Consider the following 15,052-nt stretch of genomic DNA (forward strand, 5'->3'; position numbering starts at 1 on the left):
GGGAAGCTACTCAGTCAGGAGTGTGCCATGAGCAGGGAACAGCGCAGCCGGGTCGACGCGATGCTGCGGCAGCCGGCGCCCACCGGGCCCCGGTCGGTGGAGGAGATCAGGGCCGGCTTCCGGGCCCTGATGGCGGGGATGATCGTGCCCCACGACGCCATCCGCACCGAGCCGACGACCCTCGGCGGCCGGCCGGCCCTGCGGGTCCGGCCCGAAGGCCCGGAGGGGGACGGTTCGGATCGTGCTCCGGAAGGCGGGACGGACGCGACGATCCTGTACTTCCACGGCGGCGGCTGGGTCTTCGGCTCCCCCGAGACCGCCCTCTCGCTGACCGGGAACCTGGTGGCCAGGACCGGGGTCGAGGCGTACTCACCGGACTACCGGCTGGCCCCCGAGCACCCCTTCCCGGCCGCCGTCGAGGACTGCCTGAGCGCCTACCGGGCCCTCCTCGACCGCGGCGGGGACCCGGCCGCCATCGTCCTCGCGGGCGACTCCGCCGGCGGCGGACTCGCCGTCACCACCTGCCTCGCCGCCCGGGACGCGGGCCTGCCGCTGCCCGCCGCCGTACTGGTCCTCTCCCCGGGCCTCGACGCCACCCGGAGCGGCGAGAGCATCCGGACCAAGGAGGGCATCGACCCGATCTTCACCCGCGCCGCCCTCGACCGCACCGGAGCCATGTACCTCGGCGGGGCCGACCCGCGGCAGCCGCTGCTCAGCCCGGTCCTGCACGCCGACCTGACCGGGTTCCCCCCGATGCTGATCCAGGTCGGCGCCAACGAACTGCTGCTGGACGACTCCACCCGCCTCGCCGCGCGGGCGCGCGAGGCGGGCGTGGACGTCATCCTCGACGTCACCGCCGACGTGCCGCACGTGTTCCAGGCCTTCGCCGGCGTCCTCGACGAGGCGGACGAGGCCCTCGACCGCGCCGCCCTCTTCCTGCGCCAGCGGCTCCGGGCCGGGCGGGCCGGAACCGCCGCGGGGACCTCGGTGGAGTAGGTGCGGAGCCCTGGCGGCGTAGGCGCGGGCCGGGGCTGAGCAGGCGCGGGTCGGGATCGGGGTCGGGGTCAGACCGCGGCGCCGGCCCGCGCCAGGCGCAGCAGGTAGGCGCCGGAGGCGGCGGCCAGCAGGCCCATGCAGGCGGCGAACACCAGGCCGGCGTCGGCCAGCCCGAGCGGCCCGGTGAGCAGCCCGACGCCGATCACCGGGACCGAGATGCCGAAGTAGCCGACCACGAAGAGGGCCGAGAGCGCCCCGCCGCGGTGCTCCGCCGGGCTCGCGGTGGCGACCTCGCCCACCGCGCCGCGCAGCCCCATGCCCTGCCCGGCGCCGCCCACCAGCGCGGCCGACACCAGCAGCGCCAGGACGGCCCACGCCAGCGAACCCGCCAGCAGCGCCAGACCGGCGATCAGCACCAGGCAGCCCAGTGGTACGGCCCGCGCCGTGCCCAGCCGGGGGACGAGCAGCTGACCGAGGGTCGAGGCCAGGAAGGCCGACGAGACGATCAGGCCGACCGCCGCGCGGTTGTGCACGTCCAGCCCCTCGGCGAGGAAGGCCGGGGCGACCGAGGTGAACAGCCCCAGCAGGGAGAACCCGGCGAAGGCCGCGATCCCGGCCGGCACGAACACCCGCCGCACCTCCGGCGGCAGGCTGGGCCGGACCGGTCGGGCGGTGCGCAGCGGACGGGCGCCGACCACCGTCTCCGGCAGTCGCAGCAGCACGCCGAAGGCGGCGGCGAGCAGCACCAGGTGCGCCACGAAGGGCAGCACCAAGGGGTACGGCGCGTACTGGGAGAGCAGCCCCGCCACCAGCGGGCCGCAGCCCAGGCCGCCCATGTTGGCGGCCGTCGCGACGAAGCCCGCCCGTCCCCGGCGGCCCGGCGGTGCCAGCTCCAGCACGTACGCCGTGGCGGTGCCGGTGAACACCCCCGCCGACAGCCCCGACAGCAGCCGCCCCAGGCAGAGCAGCAGCACGCTGTCCGCGGCCAGGAACACGACGGCGCTGCAGGCCGCGCCGACCAGCCCGAACACCAGCACGGGCCGGCGCCCGACGGCGTCGGACACGTTCCCGACCAGCAGCAGCACCCCGATCACCCCGAAGGCGTACACGGCGAACACCACCGTCACCGTCAGTTCGGAGAAGCCGATCCGCTCCTGGTAGAGCCCGTACAGCGGGGTGGGCAGGGTGGTCCCGGTCATGCAGACCGCGAAGGCGAAGGCGGCCAGCAGGTAGCCCACCGGGGAGACGACGGGACCGGCAGTCCGATGATCAGTCACCAACCCACGATAGGCACCCGGGCCGTACGGGCCCACGGCGTACGGGCGCGCACTGGGCCGACCGGCCGTACGCCCGCCCGGCACCTGGACGGTGGCGCCTCCGGGGCCTCCCGGCACCGCCGTCGGCCCGGCGGCCGACCGTGCGTGGGCCGGGTCAGGGCGTCGCGGCCCAGCCGACGACACCGACCAGCAGGCAGACGCCGGCCGCCAGCAAGCAGCCGAGGCCGGCCCACAGGAGTCGGCGCACCGCCTTGTTGTGCTGCGGGAACAGCCCGGCCGGGAGCCGGCCGCCGGTCGGCAGGGTGCCGACGGCCAGGCAGAGCAGCCAGAGGCCGAACGCGGCGACCGGGATCACGGCGAGCAGTCCGGCCAGGTCGCCGGTCGCGTAGGCGAGGCCCGTGCTGTGGGAGCCGCCGTCGCCGTACTCGACGGGCAGGACGGCGCCGAGGTGGTGGGCGCCGTCGATCGGCGAGCCCTCGACCACCGTTCGGCCGTCGTCGGAGCGGAACGCGCCGGCGCAGGAGGTGATCAGCCCGGGCTTCGCCGGGTTGTCGCCCCAGCAGCGCTCCACGGTCAGCTCGCCCGGTCGGCCGCTGAGGCGGGCCGCGTAGGCGAAGGCGGTGCCGGCGGCCCGGCCGCCCAGGAGGCCGAGGGCGACGGCCGCCGCACCGAGGACGAGCAGGGCCAGGAAGCCCGCGCCCCGGCTCTGCGGTTGCCGCAGGGAGGTGGCGGACTGTCGGGCGGTCGCGGATTGCCGGGCGGTGGCGGACTGTCGGGCGGTGGCGGACTGTCGGGCGGTGCCGGATTGCCGGGGGGTGCGGGATTGCCGGGCGGTGCGGGATTGCCGGGCGGTGCTGGATTGCCGGGCGGTGCGGGATTGCCGGGCGGTGCGGGACTGCCGGGCGGTGCGGGACTGCCGGGCGGTGCGGGCCGACCTGTTCCTGCTGCTCATGACCGGTTCCGCTGTTCCTCGCCGTCGAGTCGCCCCCGGCCGGGTGGGGCCGCCGGGAACGATGGGGGGACGATCATGTCAGACCGCCTCCGCAGCGGAACGGTTGGTGCGCGCCGCGGGCTGAGGCCGGGGGAGAGGGGGCGCTCAGAGCTTGTCGGCCGCGCGGACCCGGTGGAGGTGGATCAGCACGTCGTAGCTGCCGCCGAGGGCGAGGGTGGGCAGCGGCGTGCTGGTGAAGGTCGTGCCGGCGTCGTAGGTGGGGCGGGCGGTGTCCAGCCAGGTGCGGGCGGCGGGCGGGGCCTGGCGCAGGTCGAGGTAGTAGTCGCGGGGGCGGACCCGGTCGAGGAGGTACTCGTTCATGCCGAGGGTGGCCGGCGGCACGGTGGTGCTGCGCCAGTCGTCGGCGAAGGGGTCGGCCTCGGTGAGGAAGGAGCCGCTGCCGAAGGTGAAGCCGATGCCGACGTAGCCGGCGCCGAGTGCCTCGCGCAGGTGGGCGCCCTGCGGCGTGGGGTAGAGGACCGGGTCGCTGGACCGGTAGCCGACGTGGCCGTTGTGCGCGGAGAGCAGCACCTTGCCGCCGTGGCGGCGCTGCCACCACAGGGTGTTGTCGGCCATCGCCCGGTCGCGGAGCACCTGGGCGGCGACGACGGAGCCGCTGTCGTCGACCTGCATGGTGGTGAAGGCGAAGGTCCGGGCGATGTTGCGGGCGTGCTGGACGGCCCACTCGTAGTCCGCGTCGCCGTCCCGGCCGGCGGCGGCGACCAGGTCCAGCGCCTGCTGCGCCAGGTCCGCGTTGCGCCGGCGCTCGGGCAGCGGGGTGCGGCTGATGTAGCCGATGGCGTCGGTGAACGGCCGCAGGGCGGCGTAGGACTGCTCGACGCTCGACAGCGAGGCGGGGGCGGCCTTCCGCAGGTAGGCGGTGACCTCGGAGAAGGGCTGCTCGCCGATCCCGGGGAAGCCGAGGTCGGTGCCCACGAAGTGGACCGGGTGCTGAGGGCCGCTCCGGTTGTACGCCCGCATCCAGCTGATGAGGTCGGCGAACTCGCGCCGCTGCCAGGGCGATCCGGCCATCACCCGGCGGACCAGCGTACGGGCGTCGCCGTCGCCCTGGCCCTGCACGAACGCGTCGATCAGCAGGCCCGCCGACCAACTGGCCTCCAGGGCGAAGGTGGTGAAGCCCTTCTCCTCGACCAGGTAGCGGAACACCCGGTGCTTCATGGTGAAGAACTCGTGGGAGCCGTGGGTGGCCTCGCCCAGGCCGACCACCCGGGCGTCACCGATCATCGCGCCCAGCGCCCGCAGCCCGGCGGCCGGGGCGTCGGGCTCGGTGGAGCGCAACGGGTGGGCGATCCGGTCGAGTTCGGCGGAGACCGCCGCGGTCTCCGGGACCGGCCGGGAGGCCGTCGGGCCGGCGGCCGCGGTGCCGGCCGTGGCTGCGGTGGCGGTGGCGGCCGTCGCCGGGATGAGCAGGGCGGCCGTCGCCGTCACCGTGGTGGCGGTCAGCAGGGTCCGTCGGTCGATCGGGGTCCGGGTCACGGTCATGATGGCTACTCCACGGCTTGTCGTTTCAACTCGTCCGGCGGTGTGGGCCGGTGAGAGAATCCTCCGCCGAGGAGGGGGTCGGGCGCGCTGGGGAGGGCCGCCAGGTTCTTCGGGGGGCAGCCCCCACCCACCCGGGCCCCTTGGGGGCACCTGGACGGTTCCCCTGGGGCCACCTGGACGGATGGGCGGGCGGCTGGTAGGCGGTGGGAGGGCGTCGGGCACGCCCTGCTCCGGGTGCGCTGGGTGCTTGGGGCGCTTGGGGTGCTTGGGGTGCTTGGGGTGCTTGGGGTCAGCAGAGCCGGTCGGCGCGGTGCGTGGGGCGGCCGTCCAGGACGGTGAGCAGGACCGGGACCTCGGCGAGCTCGGTGGCGGGGGTGGTGAGCGGGTCGGCGGCGAGGACGGTGAGGTCGGCCCGGTGGCCGACCGCGATCCGGCCCGCCACCTGCTCCTCACCCGCCGCGAAAGCCGGGTTGACGGTCATCGCGCGCAGCGCCTCCAGGGCGGTGAGGGCCTGGCGGGGGTTGTGCGGGGGCTGGCCGAGGTCGCGGGTGGGGCGGCGGTGGCGGGCCCCCGCCATGACGCCCAGCGGCCGGTAGGGGGCGATCGGCCAGTCGGAGCCCAGGACGACGGTGGCGCCCGCGTCCCACAGGTCGCGGCAGCGCCAGGCCCGGTCGGCGCGCTCCTCGCCCAGGCGGCGGGACCAGTTGTCGGTGTGGTCGGCGCGGGTGAAGTCGCAGCAGTGGGTGGGCTGCATGGAGGCGATCACGCCCAGCTCGGCGAAGCGGCGCACCACCTCGTCCGGGACGGTCTCGATGTGCTCGATCCGGTGCCGGACGGGGGCGGTTCGGGCGGCTGCTCCCGGGGCCGGGGTGGCCGGGATGGTCGCGGTGGCGGTCGGGGCGGTGGTCGCGGTGCCGGCCGTCGCGGTGGCCTGCTCGACGGCGTCGAGGGCGTGGCGGACGGCGGCGTCGCCGATGGCGTGGGTGGCCGTCGGTACGCCGGCCCGGTGCAGCTGCCCGATCACCTGGGTGTAGTGCGACGGGTCGGGCCAGAAGGCGTGGGTGGACTCGCCGTGGCAGTCCGGGTGTTCCAGCCAGGCGGTGCCGTTGTCGATCGTGCCGTCCATGAACAGCTTGACGCCGTCCACCCGCCACAACTTCCCGCTGCGGCTCTGGAGTTCGACCAGTTCGTCCAGCCCGTGCCGGTCCACGCCGGGCTGGCACCAGGGGGCGACCCGCAGGCGCAGCGGCAGGTCGCCCGCCTCGTCGAGCTCGGCGTAGAGGGCGAGGCTGTCGCCGCCCGCGTCCATCGCGTGTCCGCCGGTGAGGCCGCTCGCGGCCATGGCGCGCAGGGCGGCGGCCAGGCGCTCACGGCGCTCGGTGCGGGTCGGCCGGGGGGCGGCGCGTTCGACCAGTTCGCAGGCCGCGTCCTCCAGCAGCAGGCCGGTGGGACGGCCGGCGGCGTCGCAGACCACCTCGGCGGCCTGGGCGAAGGTGCGCGGACCGTCCACGCCGGCCAGCTCCAGGGCGCGCGGGCTGGCGAGCATGGAGTGGGCGTCGAAGAGCTGGAGCAGCGCGGGGACGCCGTCGAGGACGGGGGCCAGGGCGGCGGACTCGACCGGGCGGTCGCCGAAGACGTTCGGGTCCAGCCCCCAGGCGTGCAGCCAGGCGCCCGGGCCGAGGCCCTCGACCTCGGCGGCGAGGGCGGCGCGGACGGACGGCAGGTCGGTGCAGCCGGAGAGGTCCAGGCCGTGGGTGAGCTCGGCGCCGGTGACCGGGTGGAGGTGGCCGTCGACCAGGCCGGGGGTGACCACGGCGCCCTTGAGGTCGATCACCGTCGTTGCGGCGTCGGCGAGTTCGCGGATCGTCCGGTCGTCGCCCAGGGCGGCGATCCGGCCGTCGACCACGGCGAGCGCGCTCTGCGGGAGGACGCCGCCGGACGCGGGGTCGAGCAGGCGGGCGGAGAGGAGGACCAGGGAGGTGCGCACGTCGACTCCAGCGGTGGTGCGGGGTGGGGGAGGGAGGGGGAGGGGAGGGGGAACGGGGTCAGGACTGCTCTTCGGTGCGGGATCCGGGCTCGGCGGTGGGGGGTTCCGGCTCGGTGGCGAGGGCCAGTGAGCCTTCCGCCAGGCCGAGTTCGCGTTCGGCGGTGGCGGCCGCCAGCCGGATGACGGCCGAGGGGTGGTTGCCCAGGCCGGTGTTGGCATGGGAGGCGAGGCCGTCGATCACCACCAGGATCCGGACGGCGGTGAGGCCCGGGTCCTCGGTGCGGAACTCGCCCCGCTCGACGCCCGCTCGGACGACGCCGGTGAGCCGGCCGCGCCACAGCGACTCCTGGCCGAGCACGCGCTCGCGCAGGACGGGCCGGTAGCGGCTGAGGTGGCGGGCGTTGAGCCAGAGCCGGCTCATGTCGTCGTACGCCGGGCCGGTGGTGCGGGCGAAGAAGCGGGCGAGGTGGTTGAGCGAGCGGCCGTCCGGCGGGTCGGCGGGCAGCAGCGACTCCAGTTCGGCGGTGGCGGCGCTGCCGAAGGCCTCGGCGACCAAGTCCTCCACGGCCGGGAAGTAGTGGCTGATCAGACCGGGTCTGACGTCGAGCTGCTCGGCGATCCGGCGCAGGGTGATGCACTCCAGGCCCTCGGTGAGGGCGACGGTGGCCGCAGCCTCGACGATCTCCGCGCGGCGGTCGTCGGGGGACTTCCGGATCCGTTTGCGCTGAACGCTTGACGTCATGTGCCGGATGCTATTGAGTGTGCGACCAATAAGCAAGCAGGTGGGCACGACACCCCCACGGAGGGCCCCCAATGGCGTCCACGCTCCCGGACCACCCCCAGTCCGACTCCCCCATCGGACCACCGCTCCCGCAGCCCGCGCAGTCCCCGAAGTCCGTACAGCTCAGCCAGTCCGGCCAGTCCGCGCAGCCCCCACAGGATCGGGCGGCCGGGCGGGTCGAGGTCCACGGCATCGACCACATCCCCGAGACGGAACGGAGGGGCCGCGCCCGCGAACTCTTCGCGGTCTGGGCGGCGGCCAGCGTCAACTACCTCAATCTGGTGGTCGGCGGCGCCCTGGTGCTGAGCGGTCTCAGCCTGTGGCAGGCCTTCGCGGTGGTGGTGGTCGGCAACCTGTTCTGGCTGGGCACCGGACTGCTGGCCGTCTCCGGACCGGCCGCCGGCGCGCCCAGCGAGGTGATCACGCGGGCGCTGTACGGCGTCCGGGGCAACCGGGTGAACAACGCCGTCACCGGCTGGATGATCTCCGTCTGCTACTTCGCGCTGAACCTCGCGGCGGCCGCCGTCGCGGCGTTCTCCCTCGCCGAGCAGGTCGGGATCACCCCGGACACCCCGATCAAGATCGCCATCGTGATCGCGATCGTGGTGGTCACGTTGACCATCAGCGTCTACGGACACGCTGTGATCGTGCGGCTCTACCTGCCGATCACCCTCGTCCTCGCCGCCGCCTTCGCCGTCGTCGGGTACGCGATCCTCCGGCACGCCGACTTCGGCTGGAGCCAGCCGCAGCCGCTCAGCGGCAGCGGGACGTGGGCGGCCGTCCTGGCCGGCGTCACCCTGATCGCCTCCGGGCCGCTCTCGTACACCACCAGCGCAGACTTCTCCCGCTACCTGCCGGCCGACACCTCCCCGCGTGCCGTGCTCGGTTGGACCGCCCTCGGCGGCTTCCTGCCCAGCGTCGTCGTCGGCGGACTGGGCGTGCTCGGGGCCACCGCCGTCGACATGACCGACCCCCAGGCGGCGCTCCGGACGATCCTGCCCGGCTGGTTCAACCCGGTCTTCCTCCTCTCACTGGTCATCGGCACCGTCGCCGTCAACGCCCTCACCGCTTACAGCGCCGGCCTCGCCCTCCAGGCCGTCGGCATCCGCATCCGCCGCACGCTCAGCGTGCTGGTGGACGGCACGGTCGCCGTCGCGCTGACCCTCTACGCCCTGCTGGTCTCCAACTTCCTGGACACGGTCAGCAACGTGCTCCAGCTGACCGTCGTCCTCCTCGGCCCCAGCACCGCCATCTACGCCGTGGACATCCTGCTGCGCCGCAACCGCTACGACGGGCGGGCACTGACCGACGAGTCGCCGGGCAGCCCGTTCTGGTACCGCGCCGGCGTCAACCCGGCCGGTGCGCTCGCCCTGTTGGCAGGCGTGACAGCCTCGGCCCTCTGTGTCGACACGCTCTACACCGGCCCGATCGCGGCGCTGACCGGCGTGGACCTGGCCCTCCCGGCCGGGATCGCGGTCGCCGCCGTGGTCTACGCCCTGCTGATGCGACGGGTGGTGTCGCGGGGGCAGGCCTGAAGCCGGGGCGGTCGGGCCTGTACGGTCTGCGCCGCAGCCGCAGCCGCAGCCGCAGCAGTTCGGTGGGCGGTCCGTCGGTACGTCGCGCGGGAAGTCGGCAGGTCCGACTTCCCGCGTCGGCCTTGCCCGGTCGTCCTCCGTTCCGTCTCGGTGGCTCAGGTCGAGGTGGTGGGCCGAGGTTCGTCGATGGTGCCGTTGCGGAGCATGGGGAAGGGCGCGGCGGTCCGGAGGCGGGCGAGGGGCTCGGAGGTTACTTCGACCGTCCCGGTCAGGGCGAACCGACGGGGGTGCTGGGCGAACGGTGGTGCGCCCTAGCTGAGTTACTCCGCCGGGCTGCCTCTCCGCCCGGCCGATCGGCGTTGGCTGTCGGCGATCTCGGTTAGGGTGCGGACCGGCTGCGCCTGGCCATTTCAGGGCCGGCGCGAGGGGAGGGGCGTCATGATCGGCGTCGTCGGTGAGGGTTCGCGCGGGGCCGAGGAGCAGGACGGTGAGGGCATCCAGTGGTTGGCGGATGCCGGTGGCGAGGTCAGCGGAGTGGTGTTCGCCCGTGGGATCCCGCCGGAGGAACTCGCCCGCCGGATGGGGGCCGACCCGGCTGCGGCCACCGGGCCGATCAGCGGGCGGGAGATCTGGGACCTGGACATCGAGGTCTACCGGCCCGGTGACGACGGCGACGGCGTGATCCGGGTCGGCGAGGCGGACGGCTGGTCCTTCGCGATCGAGTACGGGGACTCCACCGGCGGCGAACTGCTCACCGAGATAGCGCGCGAGGGCGTGGAGGTGGTGCACTTCCGGCCGATGCCGGAGCAGCCGCCCGCCCTGCTCGACTACGCCCGGGACGGCGCCGTGCTGTGCGGCTTCGGGCTGGGGGAGGAGCGGTGGCGCTGGGGCCGGCAGCCCGATCTGCTCGTACCGGAGCTGATCGCCGCGAACGTCCTGGAGGCGGACGGCGTCACCTCCTGCACCCCCGGGCGGGCGCCCGCCGCCGGGGCCCGGCGGCGGACCCTCGGCGCTGTCGGGCGGCGCTTCGGGCTGCGCCTGCCCCGGGCCGTCCTGGGGGAGGTACGGCTGCCGGCGTACGTGGTGCGCGGCAGGCCGGGGCTGGAACTGCACTGAGCCCGGCGGCGGGGACGCCGGCGGGAACGACAGCGGCGCGACGGTGACGGTGCTGATGGCGGCGGCGGTGATGGCGGTCATGACGGTCATGGCGGACTCCCTCCCGGAGCCCCACCGGCGGGGCCCCGATGACCGTCATCCTCGCCTGCGGCCAGCCGCCCGCACATGTGCCGATCGGGAGGTTCCGTCGAGTACAACTCCCTTGCAGGGGTGCCGATCGGCTCACTCGTTGGTTGGACGCACGTCGAGCTGGGGTAGGCCAGGGCCGGCGGCCGGTGCCCGTCTTTAGGCAGGGAGGTCCGCCGTCCGCACACGGGCGGCGGCGCGGCCCAGCCGGAGCGCGGCGATCGGGCTCGGGGAGAAGCCGAGGGCGCAGGCGACGAGCAGGGCGCTGGGGGTGAGGCCCGTGGAGAACAGCGTGAACGCCAGCATGATCGCGGGGACGAGCAGCAGCGGGGAGACCATGAGCACGGCGGCCTGACGCTTCTCCCGGCGCGTCCACTGGCGGGACCTGGTCACCCGGACGGCCGCGACGACGGCCGCGGCGAAGCCGAGCACGGGCCCGGCGACGGGGACCAGAGAGACCGGCAAGGCGAGGACGGCCAGGGCGAGGGTGGCGTTGGTCCAGCGGGTCGTCTCCGGGGCGGGCGGCGTCTGCCCCTCCTCGGCGAGGGCGGCGTCGGCGATCTGCCGGGGGGTGCCGAGCTGCGCCAGGACGGAGCGGACGGCGGCGTCGTCGAGCGGGACGTCGGTGAGCGAGACCTCGATGTGCTCCCGCAGGTCGGCCAGCAGTTCGCGGCGGCGCTCGGGCGGCAGGGTGGCGGTGCCGCGGGCGACGGCGTCGAGGTGAGCGCGGACCAGGGGGTGGTCGACGGGGTTGTTCACGGGTGCTCTCCCGGGGCGAGGACGTGGTCGATGGTGGCGCGGAAGGCGGGCCAGAGCGCGGTGAACTCCGCCAGCGCGCTCTCCCCCGCCTCGGTGAGGGTGTAGTACCGGCGGGACGGGCCACTGGCCGAGTCGCGCAGGAAGGTGTCGGCGAGCCCGGCGCGGCGCAGCCGGGACAGCAGCGGGTAGATGGTGCCCTGGCTGGTCGCCAGCATCGGGTGGCGGCCGAGCTCCTGGAGCAGCTCGACCCCGTAGCGCGGGCCGTCGCGCAGCAGCGCGAGGACGCAGTACTCCAGGACGCCCTTGCGCAGCTGGGTAGCGATCGGGCCGTCGACCGGGCCGGGCTCGTCGCCGCCGTCGGTGCTTGCGATGCCAGGTACCATGCAATGCAAGATAGCAGGCGAAGCAAGGTACCGGCCGGGGGCGGCGCCAGGAGGGCGGAACCCGGGCCGAGCACCGGGTTCCGCCCTCCGGGTCCGAGCGCCAGGGCCCGAACCGGAAGCGCCGCGGGAAGCGCGCGACCCGCGGACGCGCTACCCCTCCCGCCGCACCGGCCGCCAGCCGGCCAGGTGCGCGGCCAGGACGGCGCCCGGGTCCGCCGTGGTGTACCGCAGCGCGACCATGGCCGCGGTGATCACGTCGCACAGCTCGCCCTGCAGTTCGGCCACGGTGTGGCTGACGCCCTTGCGCGGGTTGGCGCCGAGCACGCCGAGCAGGGCCTCGGCGACCTCCCCGGCCTCCTCCTGGATCTTCACCACCTGGAGGGGCAGCAACGGCAGTCCGATGGTCGACCGGTGGTCGGACAGGTGGCGGTGGATGTCGTCGACCACCGCCCACTCCGGCGTCCGCCCGACCGCCAGCCGCGCCTCCAACTGCCGCAGGTAGCCCTTGAGCGCGGGCGGCAGCTTCATCCGCTGGGCCTCGGCGAAGGGGACCAGTCGCAGCTCCTGGCCCTCCCCGAGGACCAGCTCCGCCGGGTCGACGTCGACCAGGGCGTGGAAGGCGCGGTGCCGTCGGCCCTCCGGGTCGGAGGCGGCCAGGACCGGGTGGAAAGGGAGCAGCCCGGGCACGTCCAGCCCGGTCTCCTCGCGCAGTTCGCGCACCGCCGTGCGGTACGGCGTCTCGCCGGGCTCGCGGTGGCCGCCGGGGACCACCCAGTGGGCGGGCCACGGGATGTCCGGCCGGTCGTCGCGCAGTTGGAGCAGGACCTCCTGCCGGCCGGTGGTGATGTAGACGTCCACGCTGACGAAATCGTTGTCGGTGCTCAATGCGCCCTCCGTGTCGACGGTGCCCCGCGGTCCGCGCCGTGCCGTGCCGTGCCGCGGCGCCGGACTCCCGGGCTGCTTGCGGCGTACCCGCGGTGTGCCCGCACCGCACCCGGGCAGCGCACCCGCCGCCCCTCACCCGGTCGGCCGATGGCAGCCCGTCCGGCGCACGCCCCCCGTCCGGAGACTCCGACGGGCGTCGCCGTACGCGGGCCCCTAGGGTCTGTGGTGCGCCGACGGTGCCGGGCGCCGGGGCGCACGCCTCCCCGATGCACGCTTCCCCGACGCACCAGGCGTACGCCGTCCTGCCACGCGCCGGTGCACCCGGCAGTACCGCCCGGCCAACCCGAGAGGTGGACCGCCCCATGCACTCCGTCGTCCGCGGCGCCGGCGCGCTCGGCCTGGCCGCGCTGCTGCTCGCGCCCGTCTCCGGTTGCCAGGGCGGCGGCCCGTCCGCCGCCGAGCCCGCGCCCACCTCCCCGGTCACCGGCGCGAGCAGCGGCGGCCCGGCCGCCCAGCGGCTGGACTGGCGGGCCTGCCCGGCCCCGAGTGCCGCGCAGGGCGGCGGCACCGCGCCCGCGAGCGACTGGGAGTGCGCCACCCTCAAGGCCCCGCTGGACCACGCCAAACCCGACGGCGGCACCATCGACCTGGCGCTGATCCGCACCAAGGCCAAGGACGAGCAGCACCGGCTCGGCTCGCTGCTGTTCAACTTCGGCGGCCCCGGCGCCTCCGGGGTGGCCACCCTGCCCGCCCTGGCCGCCGCCTACGCCTCCCTCAACACCCGCTACGACCTGGTGAGTTTCGACCCGCGCGGGGTCGGCGACAGCGCCGGGGTGAAGTGCCTGGACGACCGGGCGGCGGACGTCAACGCCGCCGTCGACAGCACCCCGGAGACCCCCGCCGAGGTCAAGGCCCTGGACGACAGCAACGCCCAGTTCGCCGCCGCCTGCGAGCACAACTCCGGCCCGGTGCTGCCCTACGTGGACACCGAGAGCGCGGCCCGGGACCTCGACCTGATGCGCCAGGTGCTCGGCGACCAGAAGCTCTCCTACTTCGGCATCAGCTACGGCACCCAGCTCGGCGGCGTCTACGCCCACCTGTTCCCGCAGGAGGTCGGCCGGGTCGTGCTGGACTCGGTGGTCGACCCGACGAAGGACCCGGAGCAGAGCGCGCTCGGCCAGGCCCAGGGCTTCCAACTCGCCCTCGACGACTTCATGAAGGCCTGCGCCACCCAGGACGCGGCCGCCTGCCCGACCGGTGGCGGCGGCGCCGAGGGCACCGCGCGGATCACCGACCTGCTGCAGAAGCTCGCCGGGTCGCCGCTGCCCACCAGCAGCGGACGGAAGCTGACCGAGGGCCTGGCCGTCACCGGCATCGCCGGCGCGCTGTACAGCCGGCAGACCTGGCCCGCGCTGGCCTCCGGGCTCACCGAGGCGATGCAGGCGGGCACCGGCGACACCCTGCTCCAGCTCGCCGACTCGCTGAACGGACGCGACCCGCAGGGCCACTACAACAACCTCAACGCGGCCAACCGGGCGATCAGTTGCGTCGACGCCCGGCAGCGCTACTCCGACCAGGACGTGGAGCAGCAATTGCCGCAGTTCCGCGCCGCCTCCCCGGTCTTCGGCGCCTTCACCGCCTGGGGCCTGACCGGCTGCACCGGCTGGCCCGTCCCGGGCAAGGCCGACCACCCGGAGGTCGCCGCCCCCGGCGCCGCCCCGATCCTGGTGGTCGGCACCACCGGGGACCCGGCCACCCCGGTCGAGGGCGCCCGGACCATGGCCCAGCAGCTGGGCGCGGGCGTCGGCGTCACCGTCACGCTCAACGGCGAGGGCCACGGCGGCTACAACACCGGAAACCCGTGCTTGAAGAAGACTGTCGACGCCTACCTGCTGGACGGTACGGTGCCTGCGGACGGGACGACCTGCAGCTGAAGTGGCCCACTGCGGCAGTATTCGATTGGCCCTGCGGAATGGTCCAATCGGCCCCTAAGATCATCCGTGTGAACACGCAAGCGAACGAGAACGCCGCCACCGCCGTCCCCAAGGTCGACTTCTACTTCGACCCCGTCTGCCCCTTCGCCTGGATCACCTCGCGCTGGATCCTGGAGGTCGCCGGCTAGCGTGAACTCGACCTCACCTTCCGGGTGATGAGCCTGTCCGTGCTCAACGAGGGCCGCACCGACCTGCCGGAGCGCTACCAGCGCCTGATGACCACCGGCTGGGGCCCGGTCCGGGTCTGCATCGCCGCCGCCGAACAGCACGGCGAGCACGTGCTGCGCGACCTGTACACCGAGCTCGGCACCCGCTTCCACGACCAGGACCGGGAGGCCGACGACACCGTCATCCGCGAGGCCCTGGTCGCCGCCGGACTGCCCGAGGAGCTCGCCGAGGCGGCCAACAGCACCGCGTACGACATCGCGCTGCGCAAGAGCCACCACGAGGGCATGGACCCGGTCGGCGAGGAGGTCGGCACCCCGACCATCCACGTGGACGGCACGGCCTTCTTCGGCCCGGTGCTGAGCGCGATCCCGCGCGGCGAGGACGCGCTGCGGGTCTTCGAGGGCGTCCGGCTGCTGGCCGGCTACCCGAAGTTCTTCGAGCTCAAGCGGACCCGGACCGGGTCGCTCGACTTCTCCTGACCGGCGCTTCCTCCTGACCGGCGCCTTCCGATGACCGGCGATCGCCGCCCCGCCACCGCCACGGGGCACGCT

Annotated in this window: 12 protein-coding genes and 1 pseudogene; 5 read left to right on the forward strand and 8 right to left on the reverse strand. The window is 74.7% G+C overall.

Features of this window, described 5'->3' with window-relative positions; translation table 11 throughout:
- Positions 1-27 precede the first annotated feature (27 nt).
- Positions 28-996 carry an alpha/beta hydrolase gene (locus ACFXPX_RS01060; RefSeq protein ID WP_375886068.1) on the forward strand — a complete coding sequence of 323 codons (969 nt, stop codon included), beginning with the start codon at positions 28-30 and terminating at the stop codon, positions 994-996.
- 68 nt (positions 997-1,064) lie between these two features.
- Here the strand turns inward: ACFXPX_RS01060 and ACFXPX_RS01065 are convergent, their stop codons facing one another.
- The 5 genes from ACFXPX_RS01065 to ACFXPX_RS01085 form a co-directional block, all read right to left on the reverse strand.
- Entirely contained in the window at positions 1,065-2,195 is a 1,131-nt protein-coding gene (locus tag ACFXPX_RS01065) for an MFS transporter (RefSeq protein ID WP_380639131.1), read from the reverse strand.
- Between the two features lie 232 nt (positions 2,196-2,427).
- A complete protein-coding gene (locus ACFXPX_RS01070; RefSeq protein WP_380638980.1) occupies positions 2,428-3,225 on the reverse strand; it encodes a hypothetical protein in 798 nt (265 codons plus the stop codon).
- A gap of 144 nt (positions 3,226-3,369) precedes the next feature.
- Positions 3,370-4,767 (reverse strand): erythromycin esterase family protein, encoded by a 1,398-nt coding sequence (locus ACFXPX_RS01075; protein ID WP_380593778.1) that lies wholly within the window; start codon positions 4,765-4,767, stop codon positions 3,370-3,372.
- A 289-nt stretch (positions 4,768-5,056) separates the two neighbouring features.
- Positions 5,057-6,754 carry an amidohydrolase gene (locus ACFXPX_RS01080; protein ID WP_380638982.1) on the reverse strand — a complete coding sequence of 566 codons (1,698 nt, stop codon included), beginning with the start codon at positions 6,752-6,754 and terminating at the stop codon, positions 5,057-5,059.
- A 58-nt stretch (positions 6,755-6,812) separates the two neighbouring features.
- Complete coding sequence (locus ACFXPX_RS01085; protein WP_380524767.1) at positions 6,813-7,496, reverse strand: TetR/AcrR family transcriptional regulator; 684 nt, start codon at positions 7,494-7,496, stop codon at positions 6,813-6,815.
- 71 nt (positions 7,497-7,567) lie between these two features.
- On the opposite strand from ACFXPX_RS01085, the gene ACFXPX_RS01090 reads away from it, so the two are divergent.
- A complete protein-coding gene (locus ACFXPX_RS01090; RefSeq protein WP_380638984.1) occupies positions 7,568-9,070 on the forward strand; it encodes a purine-cytosine permease family protein in 1,503 nt (500 codons plus the stop codon).
- A gap of 438 nt (positions 9,071-9,508) precedes the next feature.
- Positions 9,509-10,186, forward strand: coding sequence for a DUF6461 domain-containing protein (locus ACFXPX_RS01095; RefSeq protein WP_380524765.1), 678 nt, complete (start codon positions 9,509-9,511; stop codon positions 10,184-10,186).
- Positions 10,187-10,471: 285 nt separating this feature from the next.
- Here the strand turns inward: ACFXPX_RS01095 and ACFXPX_RS01100 are convergent, their stop codons facing one another.
- From ACFXPX_RS01100 to ACFXPX_RS01110, 3 genes are all read right to left on the reverse strand, one after another.
- Positions 10,472-11,071, reverse strand: a complete 600-nt coding sequence (locus tag ACFXPX_RS01100) for an HAAS signaling domain-containing protein (RefSeq protein ID WP_380524764.1) — start codon at positions 11,069-11,071, stop codon at positions 10,472-10,474.
- Complete coding sequence (locus ACFXPX_RS01105) at positions 11,068-11,454, reverse strand: PadR family transcriptional regulator (protein ID WP_380638986.1); 387 nt, start codon at positions 11,452-11,454, stop codon at positions 11,068-11,070. Before ACFXPX_RS01105 ends, ACFXPX_RS01100 begins: the two co-directional genes overlap by 4 nt.
- Before the next feature lie 150 nt (positions 11,455-11,604).
- A complete protein-coding gene (locus ACFXPX_RS01110; RefSeq protein ID WP_380524762.1) occupies positions 11,605-12,339 on the reverse strand; it encodes an NUDIX domain-containing protein in 735 nt (244 codons plus the stop codon).
- Positions 12,340-12,701: 362 nt separating this feature from the next.
- Between ACFXPX_RS01110 and ACFXPX_RS01115 the strand changes: the two genes are divergently transcribed.
- Positions 12,702-14,273 (forward strand): alpha/beta hydrolase, encoded by a 1,572-nt coding sequence (locus tag ACFXPX_RS01115; RefSeq protein ID WP_380638988.1) that lies wholly within the window; start codon positions 12,702-12,704, stop codon positions 14,271-14,273.
- A 38-nt stretch (positions 14,274-14,311) separates the two neighbouring features.
- Positions 14,312-14,980 (forward strand): annotated as a pseudogene (locus ACFXPX_RS01120) (disulfide bond formation protein DsbA).
- Positions 14,981-15,052: the final 72 nt, after the last annotated feature.

Source organism: Kitasatospora sp. NPDC059146 (assembly GCF_042786665.1).
Taxonomy (GTDB): domain Bacteria; phylum Actinomycetota; class Actinomycetes; order Streptomycetales; family Streptomycetaceae; genus Kitasatospora.